Consider the following 19023-nt stretch of genomic DNA (forward strand, 5'->3'; position numbering starts at 1 on the left):
GAGGGCAACCGACTGAAAGCCATACCCGGCGTCTCTGGGCCTCAGGACCATACGACTGGCCCGTCCAACCCATCAACAACGTAGGACCGGCTGACCGGCCCCGGACACGGCGGAGCCGCCCGTACGGGATCCCGTACGGGCGGCTCCGCGCCGGCCCGGCGGCGGCCGGTCAGAACATCGCGTTCTCCCGGTACGTGCCCCACTCCTGGCGCAGCGCGTTGCAGATCTCGCCCAGCGTCGCCTCGGCGCGCACCGCGTCCAGCATCGGCGGGATCATCGACTCGCCGGAGCGCGCCGCCGCCAGCATGGCGTCGAGCCCGGCCCGGACGGCCGCCTCGTCGCGGGCCGCCTTGCGCTCGCGCAGCACCCGGACCTGCTCGCGCTCGACCTCGTGGCTGACCCGCAGGATCTCCAGCTCCGGGGTGACGCTGCGCGGGTGGCAGTTGACGCCGACCACGCGCTTGTCGCCCTTCTCCACCGACTGCTGGTACTGGAAGGCCGCTTCGGCGATCTCCCCGGTGAACCAGCCCTCCTCGATCCCGCGCAGGATGCCGGAGGTGATCGGGCCGATCTCGTGGTCCTCGCGGCCCTTGTCCAGGATGCGCTGGAAGATCGCCTCGGCCTGCTGCTCGATCCGGTCGGTCAGCGCCTCGACGTACCAGGAACCGCCCAGCGGGTCCGCCACGTTGGCGACGCCGGTCTCCTCCATCAGCACCTGCTGGGTGCGCAGGGCGATCTCGGCGGCCTGCTCGGAGGGCAGCGCCAGGGTCTCGTCCAGGGCGTTGGTGTGCAGCGAGTTGGTGCCGCCGAGCACCGCGGCCAGCGCCTCGACCGCGGTGCGGACCACGTTGTTGTACGGCTGCTGCGCGGTCAGCGAGACGCCGGCGGTCTGGGTGTGGAAGCGCAGCCACTGCGCCTTCTCGGTCTTGGCGCCGAAGTGGTCGCGCATCCAGCGGGCCCAGATCCGGCGCGCGGCGCGGAACTTGGCGATCTCCTCGAAGAAGTCCACGTGCGCGTCGAAGAAGAAGGACAGGCCGGGCGCGAAGACGTCCACGTCCAGGCCGCGGGACAGGCCGAGTTCGACGTAGCCGAAGCCGTCCGCGAGGGTGTAGGCGAGTTCCTGCGCGGCCGTCGCCCCGGCCTCGCGGATGTGGTAGCCGGACACGGACAGCGGCTTGTAGGCGGGGATGCCCTCGGCGCAGTAGGCCATCAGGTCGCCGATCAGGCGCAGGTGCGGCTCGGGGGCGAAGAGCCACTCCTTCTGCGCGATGTACTCCTTGAAGATGTCCGTCTGGAGGGTGCCGTTGAGCACCGCCGGATCCACGCCCTGGCGCTCGGCGGCGACCAGGTACATGCAGAAGACCGGCACGGCCGGGCCGCTGATCGTCATCGAGGTGGTGACCTCGCCGAGCGGGATGCCGGCGAACAGCACCTCCATGTCGGCGGCCGAGTCGATGGCGACGCCGCAGTGGCCGACCTCGCCGAGCGACCGGGCGTCGTCCGAGTCGTAGCCCATCAGGGTGGGCATGTCGAAGGCGACCGAGAGGCCGCCGCCACCCGCGTCCAGGATCATCCGGTAGCGCTCGTTGGTCTGCCGGGCGTTGCCGAATCCGGCGAACTGGCGGATGGTCCAGGTGCGGCCCCGGTAGCCGGTCGGGTGCAGGCCCCGGGTGTACGGGTACTCGCCCGGCCAGCCGATCCGCTCGAAGCCCTCGTAGGCCTGCCCGGCGGGCGGGCCGTAGACCGGCTCGACCTCGTCGCCGGAGAGGGTGGTGAAGTCCGCGTCGCGCTTGCGGGCCTTGTCGTACCGCTGCTGCCAGCGCTGCCGGCCGCGCTCGATCTCCTCGGCGTCCATGACCCGAACTCCGCTCCGTACGGCCGCCACGGCGAGGGCGGCACAGCTAGTAGGACGTCCTACCAATTTACTCGGACGTCCTAGCAGTTGTCGATGGACGTCCGGCCGGCGACACGGAAGAGCGCCCCGCCCCGCGATCGGGGAGGGGCGCTCTCGAAGCGCGGGACGGCCGGGATCAGACCCCGGCCGGCTGGCGGGCTCCGGCGCCCGCCGGGAGCTTCGCGGCGGCCTCGCCGGCCACCTTGCGCTCGAAGACGAAGGAGAGGAAGGGGATGCAGCCCGCCGCCAGGGTGAGCACCAGCCGGCCGAGCGGCCACTTCAGCTTCTGCCCGAGCATGAAGGTCACCACGAAGTAGCCGATGTAGAGGTAGCCATGCAGCATCGCGACGTACGTGGTCACCTCCTTGGCGGTGCCGAAGCCGTACTTCGCGACCATGAAGCCGCAGAACACCAGGAGTGCCACACCGGTCGCAATGGCCAGGGCCCGGTACCAGCCCAGCAGGGGGGTCGCCTTCATGATCTTCCTCGCCTCGCTCGGCAGTATCGGCCGGTACGCCCGGATCCGGGCACCGCTCACACGAGGGTAGCCGTCCTCACGCCTTCTCCTTCGCAGCCCCCTCGGTCGGCGCCGCCGAGCCGGCCGGCGCCGCCGCCCCGGACGGCTCGGTGAAGTCGCCGGCCGCGACCCGCAGCGGGCGGAGCAGGTCGAACACCTGGCGGCACTGCTCGGCGCCGTACTCCTCCAGCCCGAACTCCATCGCCATCAGCTCCCGGGTGGCCTCCTCGACCACCTGGCGGCCGCGCTCGGTGATCGCGGCCAGCACGCCGCGCCCGTCCAGCGGGTTGGGGCGGCGGGCGACGAGTCCGGCCCGCTCCAGCCGGTCGACGGTGTTGGTGACGCTGGTGGGGTGGACCATGAGCCGCTCGCCGATCTTGGAGAGCGAGAGCTCCCCGGTCCGGCTGAAGGTCAGCAGCACCAGCGCCTCGTAGCGGGCGAAGGTCAGCCCGTACGGCTTGAGCACCGCGTCCACCCGGGACAGCAGGATCTGGTGGGCGCGCATGATCGAGGTGATCGCCGCCATCGAGGGGACTCCGCCCCAGCGGCGGGTCCACAGCTCGTCGGCGCGGGCGATCGGGTCGAAGTCGAGAGCGAGGGGCTTGGCCACCTCCTTACCGTACCGGCGGACGGGACGTGTGCTACCAGCCGTCCTGATGGTGGACAAGTGCGACACGTGGCGGGATCCCGCCAATCGGACGGCCAGGTCCATACCAGGACATTGCGCCGGTGTGAACGAGCGGCAACGCCCGTCCGAAGCACCGGGGTTGGCGGCGGACCGGCCCACCGCCGCGCAACCAGGCCTCGGTTCGGGTGGTAACCCGCTGCAAGAACGGGTGATCCGCCCCTTTTGTCCGCTCGTTCACAGTCCTTCACCTTGGCGGGACTTGGCCAATTGATGAGCAAGACCTGTCATTTGATTTGCTTGATTGTCATGCTTTCGATCACCCCGTTCGGTAGCCACCACCCCCACCCACCGGTGGCGAAGCCGCTCCGAACCGCACGGGGACCTGCACGTCAGCGCCCGTTCCGCCCCTCAGGTGCCGTCCCCGGCCCCCGGAACGCCGCGCGACCGCGCCCACCGCGGTTTCCCGGAAGGACTCGTTCGTGAAGCGAAAGCTCGCCGCAGTCGCCGTACTCTCCGCCACCGCCCTGCTCACCGGCGTCGTCCAAGGCACCGCGGCCATGGCGGCGCCCGGCCCGCACGCCGGTGCCGCCATCGATCCGATAGCCCTGGCCAACGGCCAGGCCGCCAGGGTGGCCCACGCCCTGGCCCTGGGCGGCAAGGAGCAGCTGGTCGCCAAGGACGCCGTGGTGGACGCCGACGGCACCCGCCACCTGCGCTACGAGCGCACCCTCGCCGGCCTCCCCGTCCTGGGCGGCGACCTGGTGGTGCACCAGAAGGCCGACGGCTCGACCACCTCCGTGGACAAGGCCACCGGCGCGAGCCTCGCGCTGCCCAGCCTCGCCCCGAAGATCCCCGCCGACCAGGCCGCCGCCCAGGCGACCGGCGCCGTGCAGGCCACCGTGGGCATCACCGCCGACGAGGACGAGGCGCCGCTGGCCGCCGTGCACCAGACCGGCAAGGCCGAGCTGGTGGTCTGGGCCGCCGACGGCGACCCGCGCCTGGCGTACCGCACCACGGTCGAGGGCGTGCGCGCCGACGGCACCCCGAGCCGTCAGCTGCTGGTCACCGACGCGGCCGACGGCCGGGTGCTCTCCAGCCACGAGCAGGTGCAGACCGCCTCGGGCGCCGGCAAGGGCGTCTTCGTCGGCTCCGTCCCGCTGACCACCACCCAGAGCGGCACGTCCTACCAGCTGAAGGACGCCACCCGCGGCGGCCAGGCCACCTACACCCTGAAGAACAAGACCTCCGGCTCGGGGACGCTGGTCGCCAACACCACCAACAGCTTCGGCAACGGCCTGGCCTCCAACGCGGAGTCCGCCGCCGTGGACGCCCAGTACGGCGCGGCGGTGACCTGGGACTTCTACAAGAACACCTTCGGCCGCAACGGCATCAAGAACAACGGTGTCGGCGCCGCCAGCCGCGTCCACTACGGCAGCAACTACGTGAACGCGTTCTGGGACGACTCCTGCTTCTGCATGACGTACGGCGACGGCTCGGGCAACACCCACCCGCTCACCGAACTCGACGTGGCCGGCCACGAGATGAGCCACGGCGTCACCTCGGCCACCGCCAACCTCAACTACTCGGGCGAGTCCGGCGGCCTCAACGAGGCCACCTCGGACATCTTCGGCACCATGGTCGAGTTCTACGCCAACCTGCCCGCCGACAAGCCGGACTACCTGATCGGCGAGCTGATCGACATCAACGGCAACGGCACCCCGCTGCGGTACATGGACAAGCCCTCCAAGGACGGCGCCTCGGCCGACTACTGGTCCTCCACCGTCGGCAACAAGGACGTCCACTACTCGTCCGGCGTCGCCAACCACTTCTTCTACCTCCTGGCCGAGGGCAGCGGCGCGAAGACGATCAACGGGGTCAGCTACAACAGCCCGACCTCCAACGGCTCCTCGATCAGCGGCATCGGCCGGGACAAGGCCGCGCAGATCTGGTACCGCGCGCTGACCGTCTACATGACCTCCAGCACCAACTACGCGGGCGCCCGCACCGCGACCCTGAAGGCCGCCTCCGACCTGTACGGCGCCGGCAGCGCCGAGTACACCACCGTCGCGGCCGCCTGGAGCGGGGTCAACGTCAACTGACGCACCGCACCGGCGCACCGGGCGCCCGGGGCCTCCGGCGGGAGGACCCGGGCGCCCGCGCGTCAGCGCCGCCGGGAGGCCGCGCGACGGCCCCGGGTGTCGCGCGTCACAGCCGCTGTCAAGCCCGTTCGGCTGGCGGGGTCCCGCCAGCGGAACCAACCGCCGGAAAACGGGCAACGGGCGGCAACCGAACCACCGTTACCGGGATTTGGCGGTTCCTTGCCAATCCCCGGAGGCGGCCTGTCCATCCCTGCCAACGATTGTCATGCTTCTGACCAAGCCCCGTCCGACCCTTCACCGCCCCACCCGATTCCGGCGGAGGGTCAGGAACCGCACGGGACGGCACGTCCGCGCCCTACCGCCCCCAAGGTGCCAACCCCGGCGCCCCGGTACGCGGCGCACCCGCACGCACCCGCGGGTCTCGTGGAAGGAACCCCCGTACGTGAAGCGAAAGCTGACTGTCGGAGCCGTACTCTCCGCCACCGCCCTGCTGGCCGGCGTCGTCCAGATCGCCGCCGCCCCCGCCCAGGCCGCCGCCCCCTCGCCCGCGCAGCAGCAGTCCGCGCTGCTGGCGCTGGCCTCCGGGCAGAGCGCCCCGGTCGCCCGGGCCCTCGCCCTCGGCGGCCAGGAGAAGCTGGTCCCCAAGGACGTGGTGGTGGACCAGGACGGCACCCGCCACCTGCGCTACGACCGGACCTACGCGGGCCTGCCGGTGGTCGGCGGCGACCTGGTCGTCCACCAGAAGGCCGACGGCTCGGTGAAGTCCGTCGACCGGGCCTTCGCCGGGCAGCTGTCGGTGCCCAGCCTGACCCCGGGCCTCGCCGCGTCCCAGGCCGCCGAGCGGGCCACCGCCGCGGTGCGGGCGACGGTCGGCCTCACCGCCGACCAGGACCAGGCAGCGCTCAGCCGGGTCGACCGCGCCGGCACCCCCGAACTCGTCGTGTGGGCCGCCGACGGCACCCCGCGGCTCGCCCACCGCACGGTGGTCGAGGGCCAGCGGGCGGACGGCACCCCGAGCCGCCAGGAGGTGATCACCGACGCCGCCACCGGCGCGGTGCTCTCCACCGACGAGAAGGTGCAGACCGCGACCGGTACCGGCAAGGGCGTCAACGTCGGCTCCGTCACGCTGACCACCACCCAGAGCGGCACGTCCTACCAGCTGAAGGACGCCTCCCGGGGCAACCAGTCCACCACGGACCTGAAGGGCGGCACCTCGGGCAGCGGAACGCTCTTCGCCAACACCACCAACAGCTTCGGCAACGGCCTGGCCTCCAACCGCGAGTCCGCCGCCGTGGACGCCCAGTTCGGCGCGGCGGCCACCTGGGACTACTACAAGAACACCTTCGGCCGCAACGGCATCAAGAACAACGGCGTCGGCGCCGCCAGCCGCGTCCACTACAGCACCAACTACGTCAACGCGTTCTGGGACGACTCCTGCTTCTGCATGACGTACGGCGACGGCTCCGGCAACGCCAACCCGCTGACCGCGATCGACGTCTCCGGCCACGAGATGAGCCACGGCGTCACCTCGGCCACCGCCGGCCTGATCTACTCGGGTGAGTCCGGCGGCCTCAACGAGGCCACCTCGGACATCTTCGGCACCATGGTCGAGTGGTCGGCCAACCTGCCGGCCGACCCGCCGGACTACCTGATCGGCGAGAAGCTCAACATCAACGGCAACGGCACCCCGCTGCGGTACATGGACAAGCCCTCCAAGGACGGCGCCTCGGCCGACTACTGGTCCTCCACCGTCGGCAACAAGGACGTCCACTACTCCTCGGGCGTCGCGAACCACTTCTTCTTCCTGCTGGCCGAGGGCAGCGGCTCGAAGGTGATCAACGGGGTGAGCTACAACAGCCCGACCTCCAACGGCTCGACGGTCACCGGCATCGGCCGGACCAAGGCGGCCGCGATCTGGTACCGCGCGCTGACCGTCTACATGACCTCCACCACCAACTACAAGGCCGCCCGCACCGCGACCCTGAAGGCCGCCGGCGACCTGTACGGCACGACCAGCACCGAGTACAACACCGTCGCGGCCGCCTGGAGCGGGGTCAACGTCAACTGACCCCCGGCGCGAGCACCGGCCTGACCGGCGCCGCCGGCCGGACCGGCACGAGCCACCCCCGGTAAGAAACGGCGACAGGCTGCCACGGCCCTTTGGGAGAGGAGGCCGTGGCAGCCTGTCGACCGTCCACGAGGAGGCCGGGGATCAGGCGGTGGCGGGCTTCGGTTCGCCCCGCTCCTCCTTGGCCAGCATCCGCTCGGCGAAGAAGCCGCCGGTGGGCAGCACCGCGAGCACGAACATCAGGACGCCGCGCTTGGCGTCCCACTTCTGCGCCTGCCAGGCCTGGATCCAGAAGACCACGTACAGGATGAACAGGACCCCGTGGACCATGCCCATCACCGGGACGGCGTCGAACGAGGTGGTCCGCTTCAGCACCGAGCAGATCAGCAGCAGGATGAAGGAGACCCCTTCGGGGCCGGAGACCAGGCGCAGGCGGTGGACGGCGCTGCTGTTCACGATGGATACCTCAATACGGGGGTCGGCGGCGCGGGCAAGCTTGTGAAGCAACTCACAAGCCTGCGGCCATTATCACCGAGCCCCCGCGCGGACCCCCGGCCGGGGGTGGCCACCGTGCCCGATCTCACACGCCCCGCGCCCCTGTCACAGCTGTGTGCCGGAACGCCGCCGGGCGCGGCCGTCCGTCCCAGGGAACCCCTATCCTGCTGCCCGCGCACCCATCGATCCGGGTGCCGGAAGCAGCACGCCACGGGGGTAGTCACCGCATGTTCACGCTCGACTGGGACCGCAGGACCTGCGCCAGGCGCGGCCACGTCACCTACGCGCCGACGGAGCCCGAGCTGGCCTCCCGGCTGCACGCCTCGACCGCCCTCGGCGACGCCTGGCGCTGCCTGCGCTGCGGCGACTTCGCGCTGGGCGCCCCGCACGGCTCCGGCCCGGCCGAGGAGGCGCCGCTGGTGCCGCGCGGGAAGGCGCTGCGGGACCTGTTCATCCTGCGCTTCCTGGCCGTCGAGCGGGTGCTGCGCGGGCTGCTGATCATCCTGATCGCCTGGGCGGTGTGGAAGTTCTCCAACAGCCAGGACGCGGTGCACCGGATCTTCGACGAGAACCTCACCGTCTTCCGCCCGGTCACCGAGCACTTCCACTGGGACCTCGAACACGCCCCCATCGTCGAGACGATCCGCAAGACCTTCGACTTCAGGAAGAGCACCCTGCTGATCGTCGCGGGCGCGCTGCTCGCCTACGCGGTGATCGAGATCGTCGAGGCGGTCGGCCTGTGGCTGAACAAGCGCTGGGCCGAGTACCTGACGGTGGTCGCCACCGCGGCGTTCCTGCCGCTGGAGGGCTACGAGCTGAGCCACCACGTCAGCGCGCTGAAGATCTGCACGCTGGTGCTGAACATCGCTGCGGTGCTCTGGATCATGCTCTCCAAGCGGCTGTTCGGGCTACGCGGCGGCGTGGTCGCCTTCGAGGCGGAGCGCCACTCGGCCTCGCTGCTGGAGGTCGAGGAGGCGGCCGGCGCCGTGCCGCACCCCGGGCAGGGGGCGCGCGTCCGGGCCTGAGCGAGGGCGCACGCTCCGGCGCGGCCGGGGGCGTGCGCTCCGGCGCGAGCTGCCGCGTTTGTCCCAGACCCGTACCAGTCGCCCCACGCACCCTCCCCCGACCGCGGCCGCAGCGGCTAGATTGCGGCCGTGGCACAGTTCAGACTCCAGGGATCGCGGGTGCTCGCCGTCGAGTTGGGCGGGGACGCCGTCAAGGCGAGACACGGCTCGATGGTCGCCTACACCGGGCAGATGACCTTCAAGAAGCTCACCGGCGGCGGTGACGGCCTGCGCGGCATGGTCACCCGCCGGCTGACCGGCGAGAAGATGACGGTCATGGAGGTCAAGGGGCAGGGCACCTGCTACTTCGCGGACAAGGCCACCGAGGTCAGCCTGGTGCGGCTGAACGGCGAGACGCTGTACGTCGAGTCGGACAACCTGCTGTGCACCGAGTCCGCCCTGCACACCGGCACCACCTTCACCGGGCTGAACGGCATGTCCTCCGGCAACGGCCTGTTCACCACCAAGGTGGAGGGCCACGGCTGGGCGGCGCTCACCTCGAACGGCCCGGCCGTCATCCTGCGGGTGGACAAGAACATGCCGCTGCGGGTGGACCCGGGCGCGTACGTGGCGCACACCGGCACCCTGCACCGCAGCCTGAAGTCGGGAGCGGGCTGGACCACGGTGATCGGCGAGGGCGGCGGCGAGGCCGTCCAGATCGAGTTCACCGGTGACGGCCTGGTGTACGTCCAGCCCTCCGAGAAGGCCACCCTCGGGGGTGACGTCTGATGGGCTTCACGAAGATCAACGGCAAGATGGTCGAGGCCCTGGTGGTGCCCGGGCAGCGGCTGTTCAGCCAGCGCGGCGCGATGCTCGCGTACAGCGGCGACGTCCGCTTCACCCCGAACATCACCGGGGGGCAGGGCGGCGTGATGTCGATGATCGGCCGCCGGGTGGCCAACGAGGACACCCCGCTGATGACCGTCGAGGGCCAGGGCCGGGTGATGTTCGGTCACGGCGGCCACCACGTCCACGTGATCGACCTGTTCGGCGACACCCTGTACGTCGAGGCGGACCGGCTGCTCGCCTTCGAGGGCACGCTGCGCCAGTCCACCATGTTCATGGGCTCGCAGGGCGGGGTGATGGGCATGGTCCGCGGCCAGGTCACCGGGCAGGGGCTGTTCACCACCAGGCTGGAGGGCCAGGGGTCGGTGGCGGTGATGGCCCACGGCGGCGTCTTCGAGCTGCCGATCACCCCAGGCCAGTCGGTGCACGTCGACCCGCAGGCGTACGTGGCGCACCGCGGCGACGTGCGCAACAAGCTGTCCACCGCGATCGGCTGGCGGGAGATGATCGGCCGCGGCTCGGGCGAGGCGTTCCAGCTGGAACTGTCCGGGCAGGGCGCGGTGTACGTCCAGGCGAGCGAGGAGAAGCTCTGATGTCCTACCCGCCGCAGCCGCCGTACGGCTCGCCGCACGACCAGCCGACCCAGCCCGGCTTCGCCGTCCCGCCGAACTACGGCCCGCCGCAGGGCTACCCGCCGCCCCCGCCGCAGGGCTATCCGCCACCGCCGCCCGGCCACCAGCCTCCGCCGGACCGGCCGCACCCCCAGCAGCCCCCGCCGCCGCCCCGGCAACAGCCGTACGCCCAGGAGCAGTTCGGCGGCCCGGTGGCCCCGCTGCCGACCGGCCACGGCGGCAGCGGCCCGGTGGTGTGGGACGCCCACAGCCTGCCGGCCGGCGACAACGTCAACCCGTACGCCTTCTCGGTCGAGCTGAACGGCTCGTACTTCCTCCAGAAGGGCAAGATGGTCGCCTACTACGGCGACATCGGCTTCAGGGGCGTCGGCGCCGGGGCGATCGACCGGATGCTCGGGCAGCACTTCAACTCGCCGATGCACGCGGCGGACTGGGTGGTCGCCGAGGGCCGCGGCAAGCTGCTGCTGGCCGACCGGGCCTTCGACCTCAACTCGTACGACCTGGACGACGGCAACCTGACCGTCCGCTCCGGCAACCTGCTGGCCTTCGACCCGTCGCTGCGGCTCAAGCAGTCGATCATCCCGGGCTTCCTCACCCTGCTCGGCACCGGCCGCTTCGTCGCCGCCTCCAACGGGCCGGTGCACTTCGTCGAGCCGCCGATCCGGGTGGACCCGCAGGCGCTGGTCGGCTGGGCGGACTGCCCGGCGCCGTGCCACCACTACGACCACGACTACATGCACGGGCTGATCGGCGGCCTGCGCCGGCTGACCGGCTTCGGCGGGGCCTCCGGCGAGGAGCACCAGTTCGAGTTCGTCGGCGCCGGCCAGGTGCTGCTCCAGTCGAGTGAGAAGCTGATGGCGGAGCGGTCGGTCGGCCAGGTGGACGCCGAGGCGGGCGTACCGGTCGGCGGGGTGCCCTCCCAGCCGGCCGTGCAGGGCGGCGGGAACCCGAACCTGCCGGGTCTCGGCAACCTGGGCGACCTCGGTCGACGTTTCGGCCTGTAAACTTGTACAAGATTGAACTAAATCGGGTATGCTGGGGGCATGGATACGCACACGATCGACACTGCGGACACCCCTTCGTCGCAGCCCGAGGAGGAGACCCCCTGGCTGTCCGCCAGGGAGCAGCGGATGTGGCGCGCCCATCTGGAGGTCGCCAAGCTGCTGGACTACCAGCTCAGCCGTGAGCTCCAGCCGCACAACCTGGCGATCAACGACTACGAGATCCTGGTCGTGCTCTCCGAGGCCCCGGACCGCCGGATGCGGATGACGGACCTCGCGACCGCCACCCTCCAGTCGAAGAGCCGGCTCTCCCACCAGATCACCCGGATGGAGAACGCCGGGCTGGTGCTGCGCCAGGAGTGCCCCGGCGACCGCCGCGGCCTCTTCGCCCACCTCACCGAGCAGGGCTGGGAGACCATGCAGCGGGTCGCCCCGGACCACGTGCGCAGCGTCCGCGCCCACTTCATCGACCGCTTCACCCCGGAGCAGCTGGACGCCATGTACGAGGCCCTCGCGCCGATCGCCGAACACCTCCGCGGCCTCCGCGGCCGCCCGTAGGGCCGGCCCGGCAAGCCGGGACCATCAAAGCCAGAACCGAACAGCACCCCGCCTGGAGGGCGGGGCTTTGGGCACCGCCAAAGCCCCGCCCTCCGGGGCATCGAGCTCACGGCTCCACAGCGAGCAAGGCAGGTTCGCGCTCGAACCGGACAACCCTGCCCACTTCGACCAAATGCGCAAGCCACCCCCGCCCGGCGGTGATCGCTTCCACCGGGAGCGACCCACTCGCGCGCCACCACAGCTCGACATTGCCCCGACCGGAGCCGCAAGTCCGTTACACCATCGTTACATATCACCCTCGGTGACCGTTCGCACGCAATAAAACAGACAGGCGCGACGATCTCGAAGCCCCGGGCTCCCCACCTGACGCTAGGTCACAACAGCCAATCGAAAAGGGTGTTGGTGGCACACCAAGCGCCTTGCCGATCTACTCGCCCGGCACCAGGATGGTCAACCGGCGGAGCCAAGTGCCAGGATCGCTCCGCCCCGGCCGACTGGCTGGCTGGCTGGCTGGCTGGCTGGCTGGCTGGCTGGCAACCAAATGATCAGGGCCCCAGCGCTGCAACGCTGGAGCCCTGTCCTCGCCACCCTCTACGCAAGGAGAAATTCGATGGCGAAGCTTTCCCACATCATACCCAAGGCTGCGGCGATCGCCGGTGTGTCCGCAGCGGCCGTGATCAGCCTCGCGCCGCTCGCCATGGCCTCGGGAACCAGCAGCAACGTCGACGGCTGCTACTCCACCTGGGGCAGCACCGGCTCCAACGCCCACTGTTTCAACGTCACTTCGGGTGGACAGTTCCAGAACTACGGCAACTGCTACTACTCGGCCGACCAGTGGTCCGGCTACATCCAGCTCTCCACAGGCAGTAGCGCCCCGAACTGGGGTCAGGTCGACTGCACCTTCAAGATCAACTGGTCGCAGGTCTACAAGTCCTAGCCTCGGCTACTGAGTCCGGACAAGCCGCGCCGAAGGGCACTCCCTCGCCGGGAGTGCCCTTCGGGGCTTCCAGAAGGATGAATTCGTGCAATCCATCGCAATTGCCACCGATCTTCGACAAGGCTACGGAAGTCGGACCGTCATCGACGGCCTGAACCTTGAGATCGGGGTCGGCGTGTTCGGACTACTGGGCCCCAACGGCGCCGGAAAGTCGACCTTGTTCCGTACGCTAGCGACAGTCACACCACCCGTTCAGGGCTCACTGGAAATCTGCGGAATCAAGGTATCCTCCGAACGCTCCGCCCGCCTGGCGCGTCGACACATCGGTTACCTTCCACAGGATTTTGGCTACTTTCCATCCTTCAGTGTGCGCGACTTCGTTCGCTACTGCGCCTGGCTTCGCGAGGTTCCAGGAAAGCAAACGGAGGAGTCGACTTCCCGAGCCCTCGAGGGGGTCGGGCTCGCCGACCGGGCGAACGCGAAGATGAAGTCACTGTCGGGCGGCATGCTGCGACGGGCGGGAGTGGCTGCGGCCCTGGTCGGGTCTCCCCGCCTACTGCTCCTCGACGAGCCGACGGTGGGACTTGACCCGGCCCAGAGACTGGAGTTCAGGGAGCTCATCCGCTCACTGCAACAAGACACCGCCGTCGTGCTCAGCACGCACCTCGTCGAGGACATCGCGGCGATCTGCGATGACGTCGCGGTGATGTCCGACGGGCGGTTCGTCTTCCGGGGCTCGCCCGGCGCACTGGTCGACCTCGCGTTGCCGCAAACTCCTGGCGACACTCCCCTGGAGCGCGGCTACATGACGGCATTGGGCGCCAAGGGAGTTGCCTCCTGATGCGAATCTACTGGCTCGAATTCCGCCGGTCGCCGTTGCGCTGGTGGTTTCCACTGCTGGTCGGACTCGACCTCGCCGTACTGTTCGGGCGCGCGCGCTGGTGGATCGGCATCTGGCCCCAGGCCAGTGTCGCGGCACAGACGCCGGCCTTCTACATCGCGCCCGCCCTCGCTGCCGCGAGCGCATGGGCAGCCGGTCGGGTCACCCGTACGGCGATGCAGCAGCAGGTCGGCGCCTCCGCACGAGCCCGCTGGCGCGGCGAAGCCGCCCAGCTTGCCGTGACAGCCAGTTACGGGCTTCTGGCCTACGCAGTCGGCGTCGTGACCGCCGCGCTGGTCAGCATGCGTGACGCGGGACCCGGCTTCCTCTGGCCCGGGTACCTGCTGCTGGGGGTTGCCCTCCTGATGATCTGCACGGGCATCGGGCACATCGTGGGTCGGTGGATCGGATCCTCCATCGCGGCCTCGGTGTTCGCGGCCATCGGCTGCTTCGTCCTCATCGCTTGGCTCGGCGATCCCGCCCACCTGGACCTCTTCCTGCTCAACGGCCGCCCCGATGCGGAACCCGCCACCCTGCCAGTCATCACCCGTCTGGTGCTCGCGGGCGCGGTACTGGCGATCGCCGCGACGGCCTCCCGCGAGACCGTGGCCCGGCCTGCGGGCACCTGGCCCCGCCGCCAGGAACGAATCGCTGCCGCCGCCACGGTGCTGGCGTTGGTCGTCTCACTGCTCTGGCTGACCAGCGCTGGCCAGGTAGTGGTCCCTCGGGCCGCCCCGAGCACGCCCGCGTGCACCGCTGGCTCCCCACAGATCTGTCTCTGGCCAGAAGACCGCAAATATCTGCCACAAGCCGAAGCCATGCTAGGCAGGCTGGCCTCGATTCCCGCCGATCTCGTCAAGTCGCCGGCCACTTTCCACGAGCAGGGTCTGCGCGGCGCCACGCCGGAGGAGAGCTTCTACATTCGCGAAGGTTCCATGTGGGAAGTCGCCCAGGGGATGGCGTTCGGAGTCGCACACGCGACGAACCCGCCGTACTGCCCGGCTATGGACCGTGAAGCCGAGGGTCGGAGAATGACTGCCACCTTCGAGTTCATCACCTGGGTCAGCTCCCGGATCGCCGGGTCCGGGCAACCCGCCGACGTGCATGGGGGTCCGCCGGGAGTGGATCCGGCGGCGATCGGTCAGCTCATCGACCAACCCGAGACGGTTCAGCGGCAGTGGGTCCAGGAGCGGCTGGACACCATTCGGAGGACTCGCTGTGCGTGAACGCCATCGCGCCCTGATCAGGTACGCACGAGCACACCACTGCTACACACTCGCTGTCGGCCTGGCCGTTCTGACAGTCTGCGACGCGCTATTCGGGTCGGTGAGCCTCTCGCTGCCATCCGCTTCAGGAGCTGTCGTCCTTCCCTTCAGGCGCGAGTTGCCTGTGGTCTTCGCTGCGCTGGTGGTCGGCTCTCTAGACACCCGCATGTCCAAACTCGAAGCGGCCGGTACGCGTTCCGTCCGGCGGATGGAATTCACCTACCTGGCATCCGGCACCGCCCTGGCCTCGGCACTGATCGGGGTCGTGGACCTGACTCTCACCACGCCCGGCCTCTCAGTGATCCTCGTCCGATCGCACCTCATCTGGATCGGCCTGGCCCTGGTTTCCGGGCGGCTCTTCGGCTGGACGCTCTCCTGGGTCATCCCCCTGGCGACGGTCTTCCCACTGACCTACTTCGGCCAGGACGAGTTCGGGCAAGACCAGTGGTGGGACTGGACGATGCAACCCGCCTTCTCCGTCCCGTGCTGGGTACTCACAGCGCTGAGTCTCGCGGCCGGAGTGGGCGCGCTCCTGGCGACGCCCTGGCGCCTACGCTGGCTCCGAGCCACCCTGGTTCCCGCGCGCCACAGGCGCTGACCACGACGCGGCAGCCCACTCACCGCCGCGGGTCGGTCATCAGCCGTCGACCGCCCGGGTGGGACACAGGCGGCGCCGTCGACGTGGTGGAGGTCGTTTCGGCTCCGGTCTTGGTGGCCCTGGCCCAACTGGGCCAGGGCCACCCATCTGTTTGAGAAGCCCACTCCAGTTCTTCTGTGTAGGAAGTCGGCCGAGTCGACTTCTTCCTACGACAAGCGTTCGGAGAACGCCGCCGCGGCTCGGCCCGGCCGGCTTCGCGCGCGGCGGCGCGGCTCAGCTCGCGGTCAGGCCGGCGACGAGTTCGTCGGCGGCGCCGTACGGATCGAGGCCGCCGTCGGCGACCCGCTCGGCCAGGGCGGCGAGGTGCCGGTCGCCGCGCAGGTCGCCGATCCGGGCGCGCAGTTCGGCCAGGGCGATCGCCTCGATCTCCTGGGCGGCCCGGCGGCGGCGGCGCGCGGCCAGCTCGCCGTGCTCCTCCAGCCAGGCGCGGTGCTTCTCCAGCGCCTCGACCACCTCGTCCACGCCCTCGCCGCGCGCCGCGACGGTCTTGACGATCGGCGGCCGCCAGTCCCCCGGCTCCCGGGCCTCGCCGAGGCCGAGCATGTGGTTGAGCTCCCGCGCGGTGGCGTCGGCGCCGTCCCGGTCGGCCTTGTTGACCACGAAGACGTCGCCGATCTCCAGGATCCCGGCCTTGGCCGCCTGGATGCCGTCGCCCATCCCGGGGGCCAGCAGCACCACGGTGGTGTCGGCCTGGGCGGCGACCTCCACCTCGGACTGGCCCACGCCGACGGTCTCGACCAGGATCACGTCGCAGCCCGCCGCGTCCAGCACCCGCAGCGCCTGCGGGGCCGCCCAGGAGAGCCCGCCGAGGTGGCCCCGGGTGGCCATGGAGCGGATGAACACCTCGGAGTCGGTGGCGTGGTCCTGCATCCGGACCCGGTCGCCCAGCAGCGCGCCGCCGGAGAACGGCGAGGAGGGGTCGACGGCCAGCACGCCGACCCGCTTGCCGAGCCGCCGGTAGGCGGAGACCAGCGCCGAGGTGGAGGTGGACTTGCCGACCCCGGGCGAGCCGGTCAGGCCCACCGTGTACGCCCGCCCGGTGTACGGCGCGAGCGCGGCCATCACCTCCCTCAGCTGCGGCGCGGCGTTCTCGACCAGCGTGATCAGCCGGGCGACCGCCCGCGGCCGGCCCTCCCGGGCCTGCTCGACCAACGTGGCGACATCGATCATCAGGAGCTCCTAGCGCAGATGCCGGCGGATGCCGAAGGGGCTGCGAACCACTGGTGGCGGTCCGCAGCCCCGGAGGTCGGAGCGGATCAGGCCTTGGGGACGCGCACGATCAGCGCGTCGCCCTGGCCGCCACCGCCGCACAGCGCCGCCGCGCCGACGCCGCCGCCGCGACGCTGGAGCTCCAGCGCCAGGGACAGCACCACGCGGGCGCCGGACATCCCGATCGGGTGGCCGAGCGCGATGGCGCCGCCGTTGACGTTGACGATGTCCGAGGAGACGCCCAGGTCCTTCATGGACTGGTAGGCGACGGCCGCGAACGCCTCGTTGATCTCGATCAGGTCGAGGTCGGCGACCTCCAGGCCCTCCTTGGAGAGCGCGTGCTTGATCGCGTTGGACGGCTGCGACTGGAGCGAGTTGTCCGGGCCCGCCACGTTGCCGTGCGCGCCGATCTCGGCGATCCAGCTCAGGCCCAGCTCCTCGGCCTTGGCCTTGCTCATCACGACCACGGCGGCGGCGCCGTCGGAGATCTGCGAGGAGCTGCCGGCGGTGATCGTGCCGTCCTTGGTGAAGGCCGGGCGCAGCTTGGCCAGGCCCTCGACGGTGGTGTCCGCGCGGATGCCCTCGTCCTGGCTGAACAGCACCGGCTCGCCCTTGCGCTGCGGGATGGCGACCGGGACGATCTCGGCCTCGAAGACCCCGTCGGCCTGTGCCTTGGCGGCCCGCTGGTGCGAGGCGGCCGCGATCTCGTCCTGCGCCTCGCGCGGGATGCCCAGCCGGGTGTTGTGCTTCTCGGTGGACTCGCCCATCGGGATGTTCTCGTAGGCGTCGGTGAGGCCGTCGTGGGCCATCGAGTCGAGCATCGCGATCGCGCCGTACTTGTAGCCCTCGCGGGACTTGGGCAGCAGGTGCGGGGCGTTGGTCATCGACTCCTGGCCGCCGGCCACCACGACGTCGAACTCGCCGGCCCGGATCAGCTGGTCGGCCAGTGCGATGGCGTCCAGCCCGGAGAGGCAGACCTTGTTGACGGTCAGCGCCGGGACGTCCATCGGGATGCCGGCCTTGACGGCGGCCTGGCGGGCCGGGATCTGGCCGGCGCCGGCCTGGAGCACCTGACCCATGATCACGTACTGGACCTGGTCGCCGGTGATCCCGGCCCGCTCCAGGGCCGCCTTGATCGCGACGGCGCCGAGCTCGGCGCCCGAGAAGCCCTTGAGGGAACCCAGCAGGCGGCCCATCGGGGTCCGCGCACCGGCAACGATCACAGAGGTGGTGTTGGTCATGGGACGGGCCCCTTCGCACGTCGTGGCCAGGTGAGGATGCGCTCAATGTACTGACCTGTTACCCGCCCGTCACCGGAGCGACGGTGTGATCGAGCGCACTGGCACCATCCAGTCAACACCGTGCCGACCCGGTCCGGGTGAACCGCCCGTCGTGTGAGCAGGCTCGCACCCGGGGCTCTGGCGCCGGTCGCGCGCGATGCGCTGCACTGGGTGCACTCTTCTCCCCCATCACCCGGAGGTCGCCGTGCTGACCCGAATCGACCACATCGGCATCGCCTGCCGAGACCTCGACAAGACGGTCGAGTTCTACCGCGCCACCTACGGCTTCGAGGTCTTCCACTCCGAGGTCAACGAGGAGCAGGGCGTGCGCGAGGCCATGCTCCGGATCAACGGCACCGACGACGGCGGCGCCTCCTACCTCCAGCTGCTGGAGCCCATCCGGCCCGACTCCACCGTGGCCAAGTGGCTGGAGAAGAACGGCGAGGGCGTGCACCACATCGCCTTCGGCACCGCGGACGTGGACGGCGACTCCGAGGCCATCCGGGACAAGGGCGTCCGGGTCCTCTACGACCGGCCGCGGACCGGCTCGATGGGCTCGCGGATCACCTTCCTGCACCCCAAGGACTGCGGCGGCGTGCTGACCGAGCTGGTCACCTCCGTCCAGCAGGCCCACGACGAGCACTGATCCCCGCCCGGCCCGCCCCGGCGGGGGCGGTGCCCCGGCGGCGTCCGACGGCCCGTCGGTCATGACCCGTCAGTAACCTGGCGGGGAGAGCCGGAAAACCCCCCTGCGGCCATTCCCCCGCGGTGCGCTCCCACTACAATGCCCAGGTGCGCGAAGGCTCCGGGGGACGGAGGCGACGGGCACGGCCGAAGACAGGCCCGTCCGCCCGCCGGCGGTCGGCCCGTCGCAAGGGGAGTCCCGGTACGCGGGCACGGCTGAACAGTCGCAAGACGGATCTGTCACCATTCTCCACAAGGCAAGAGTTCGCCCAGGAGTCCACTCGGACGGGGGAACGCGGAACCCCCGCGCTCCCGCGCCCCGGACTCCGACGACCGCGGCGGGCGGCCCCGGCATGGCGGGGAGCCGC

At 70.6% G+C, this 19023-nt stretch carries 18 protein-coding genes; 12 read left to right on the forward strand and 6 right to left on the reverse strand.

Annotation, left to right across the window (positions count from 1 at the left end; translation table 11 throughout):
• Positions 1 to 169 precede the first annotated feature (169 nt).
• The 3 genes from ACZ55U_RS27555 to ACZ55U_RS27565 all read right to left on the reverse strand — a co-directional run bounded on the left by ACZ55U_RS27555 (position 170) and on the right by ACZ55U_RS27565 (position 3021).
• The gene (locus tag ACZ55U_RS27555; RefSeq protein WP_465530095.1) at positions 170 to 1855 is read right to left on the reverse strand and encodes an acyl-CoA mutase large subunit family protein; all 1686 of its coding nucleotides are present in this window, start codon (positions 1853 to 1855) and stop codon (positions 170 to 172) included.
• A 175-nt stretch (positions 1856 to 2030) separates the two neighbouring features.
• Positions 2031 to 2372 (reverse strand): DUF3817 domain-containing protein, encoded by a 342-nt coding sequence (locus tag ACZ55U_RS27560; RefSeq protein WP_465530097.1) that lies wholly within the window; start codon positions 2370 to 2372, stop codon positions 2031 to 2033.
• A 76-nt stretch (positions 2373 to 2448) separates the two neighbouring features.
• Complete coding sequence (locus ACZ55U_RS27565) at positions 2449 to 3021, reverse strand: MarR family winged helix-turn-helix transcriptional regulator (RefSeq protein WP_465530099.1); 573 nt, start codon at positions 3019 to 3021, stop codon at positions 2449 to 2451.
• Between the two features lie 497 nt (positions 3022 to 3518).
• On the opposite strand from ACZ55U_RS27565, the gene ACZ55U_RS27570 reads away from it, so the two are divergent.
• A complete protein-coding gene (locus tag ACZ55U_RS27570; RefSeq protein ID WP_465530100.1) occupies positions 3519 to 5138 on the forward strand; it encodes a M4 family metallopeptidase in 1620 nt (539 codons plus the stop codon).
• Positions 5139 to 5580: 442 nt separating this feature from the next.
• The gene (locus ACZ55U_RS27575) at positions 5581 to 7206 is read left to right on the forward strand and encodes a M4 family metallopeptidase (protein ID WP_465530102.1); all 1626 of its coding nucleotides are present in this window, start codon (positions 5581 to 5583) and stop codon (positions 7204 to 7206) included.
• 144 nt (positions 7207 to 7350) lie between these two features.
• On the opposite strand, the gene ACZ55U_RS27580 is transcribed toward ACZ55U_RS27575, so the two are convergent.
• The gene (locus ACZ55U_RS27580; RefSeq protein ID WP_465530104.1) at positions 7351 to 7662 is read right to left on the reverse strand and encodes a DUF3817 domain-containing protein; all 312 of its coding nucleotides are present in this window, start codon (positions 7660 to 7662) and stop codon (positions 7351 to 7353) included.
• A 266-nt stretch (positions 7663 to 7928) separates the two neighbouring features.
• Between ACZ55U_RS27580 and ACZ55U_RS27585 the strand changes: the two genes are divergently transcribed.
• The 9 genes from ACZ55U_RS27585 to ACZ55U_RS27625 all read left to right on the forward strand — a co-directional run bounded on the left by ACZ55U_RS27585 (position 7929) and on the right by ACZ55U_RS27625 (position 15422).
• Positions 7929 to 8726: a DUF2127 domain-containing protein gene (locus ACZ55U_RS27585; protein WP_465530106.1), complete on the forward strand. Its 798-nt coding sequence runs from the start codon at positions 7929 to 7931 to the stop codon at positions 8724 to 8726.
• 129 nt (positions 8727 to 8855) lie between these two features.
• Positions 8856 to 9494 carry an AIM24 family protein gene (locus tag ACZ55U_RS27590; RefSeq protein WP_465530108.1) on the forward strand — a complete coding sequence of 213 codons (639 nt, stop codon included), beginning with the start codon at positions 8856 to 8858 and terminating at the stop codon, positions 9492 to 9494.
• Complete coding sequence (locus ACZ55U_RS27595; protein ID WP_465530110.1) at positions 9494 to 10144, forward strand: AIM24 family protein; 651 nt, start codon at positions 9494 to 9496, stop codon at positions 10142 to 10144. The genes ACZ55U_RS27590 and ACZ55U_RS27595 overlap by 1 nt, the downstream gene beginning before the upstream one ends.
• Positions 10145 to 10374: 230 nt before the next feature.
• Entirely contained in the window at positions 10375 to 11187 is an 813-nt protein-coding gene (locus ACZ55U_RS27600; RefSeq protein ID WP_465530193.1) for an AIM24 family protein, read from the forward strand.
• Positions 11188 to 11226: 39 nt separating this feature from the next.
• A complete protein-coding gene (locus ACZ55U_RS27605; protein WP_465530112.1) occupies positions 11227 to 11742 on the forward strand; it encodes a MarR family winged helix-turn-helix transcriptional regulator in 516 nt (171 codons plus the stop codon).
• A gap of 658 nt (positions 11743 to 12400) precedes the next feature.
• Complete coding sequence (locus ACZ55U_RS27610; protein ID WP_465530114.1) at positions 12401 to 12679, forward strand: hypothetical protein; 279 nt, start codon at positions 12401 to 12403, stop codon at positions 12677 to 12679.
• A gap of 85 nt (positions 12680 to 12764) precedes the next feature.
• Positions 12765 to 13520, forward strand: a complete 756-nt coding sequence (locus tag ACZ55U_RS27615) for an ABC transporter ATP-binding protein (RefSeq protein ID WP_465530116.1) — start codon at positions 12765 to 12767, stop codon at positions 13518 to 13520.
• Positions 13520 to 14785: an ABC transporter permease gene (locus ACZ55U_RS27620; protein WP_465530118.1), complete on the forward strand. Its 1266-nt coding sequence runs from the start codon at positions 13520 to 13522 to the stop codon at positions 14783 to 14785. The genes ACZ55U_RS27615 and ACZ55U_RS27620 overlap by 1 nt, the downstream gene beginning before the upstream one ends.
• A gap of 247 nt (positions 14786 to 15032) precedes the next feature.
• Positions 15033 to 15422, forward strand: a complete 390-nt coding sequence (locus ACZ55U_RS27625) for a hypothetical protein (RefSeq protein WP_465530120.1) — start codon at positions 15033 to 15035, stop codon at positions 15420 to 15422.
• 273 nt (positions 15423 to 15695) lie between these two features.
• On the opposite strand, the gene meaB is transcribed toward ACZ55U_RS27625, so the two are convergent.
• Positions 15696 to 16652, reverse strand: coding sequence for a methylmalonyl Co-A mutase-associated GTPase MeaB (meaB, locus tag ACZ55U_RS27630; protein ID WP_465530122.1), 957 nt, complete (start codon positions 16650 to 16652; stop codon positions 15696 to 15698).
• A gap of 86 nt (positions 16653 to 16738) precedes the next feature.
• A complete protein-coding gene (locus ACZ55U_RS27635; RefSeq protein ID WP_465530124.1) occupies positions 16739 to 17932 on the reverse strand; it encodes an acetyl-CoA C-acetyltransferase in 1194 nt (397 codons plus the stop codon).
• 244 nt (positions 17933 to 18176) lie between these two features.
• Here ACZ55U_RS27635 and mce point away from each other — a divergent pair, with 244 nt between their 5' ends.
• A complete protein-coding gene (gene mce, locus ACZ55U_RS27640) occupies positions 18177 to 18617 on the forward strand; it encodes a methylmalonyl-CoA epimerase (protein WP_465530126.1) in 441 nt (146 codons plus the stop codon).
• Positions 18618 to 19023: the final 406 nt, after the last annotated feature.

This window comes from Kitasatospora sp. NPDC034533 (assembly GCF_055575155.1).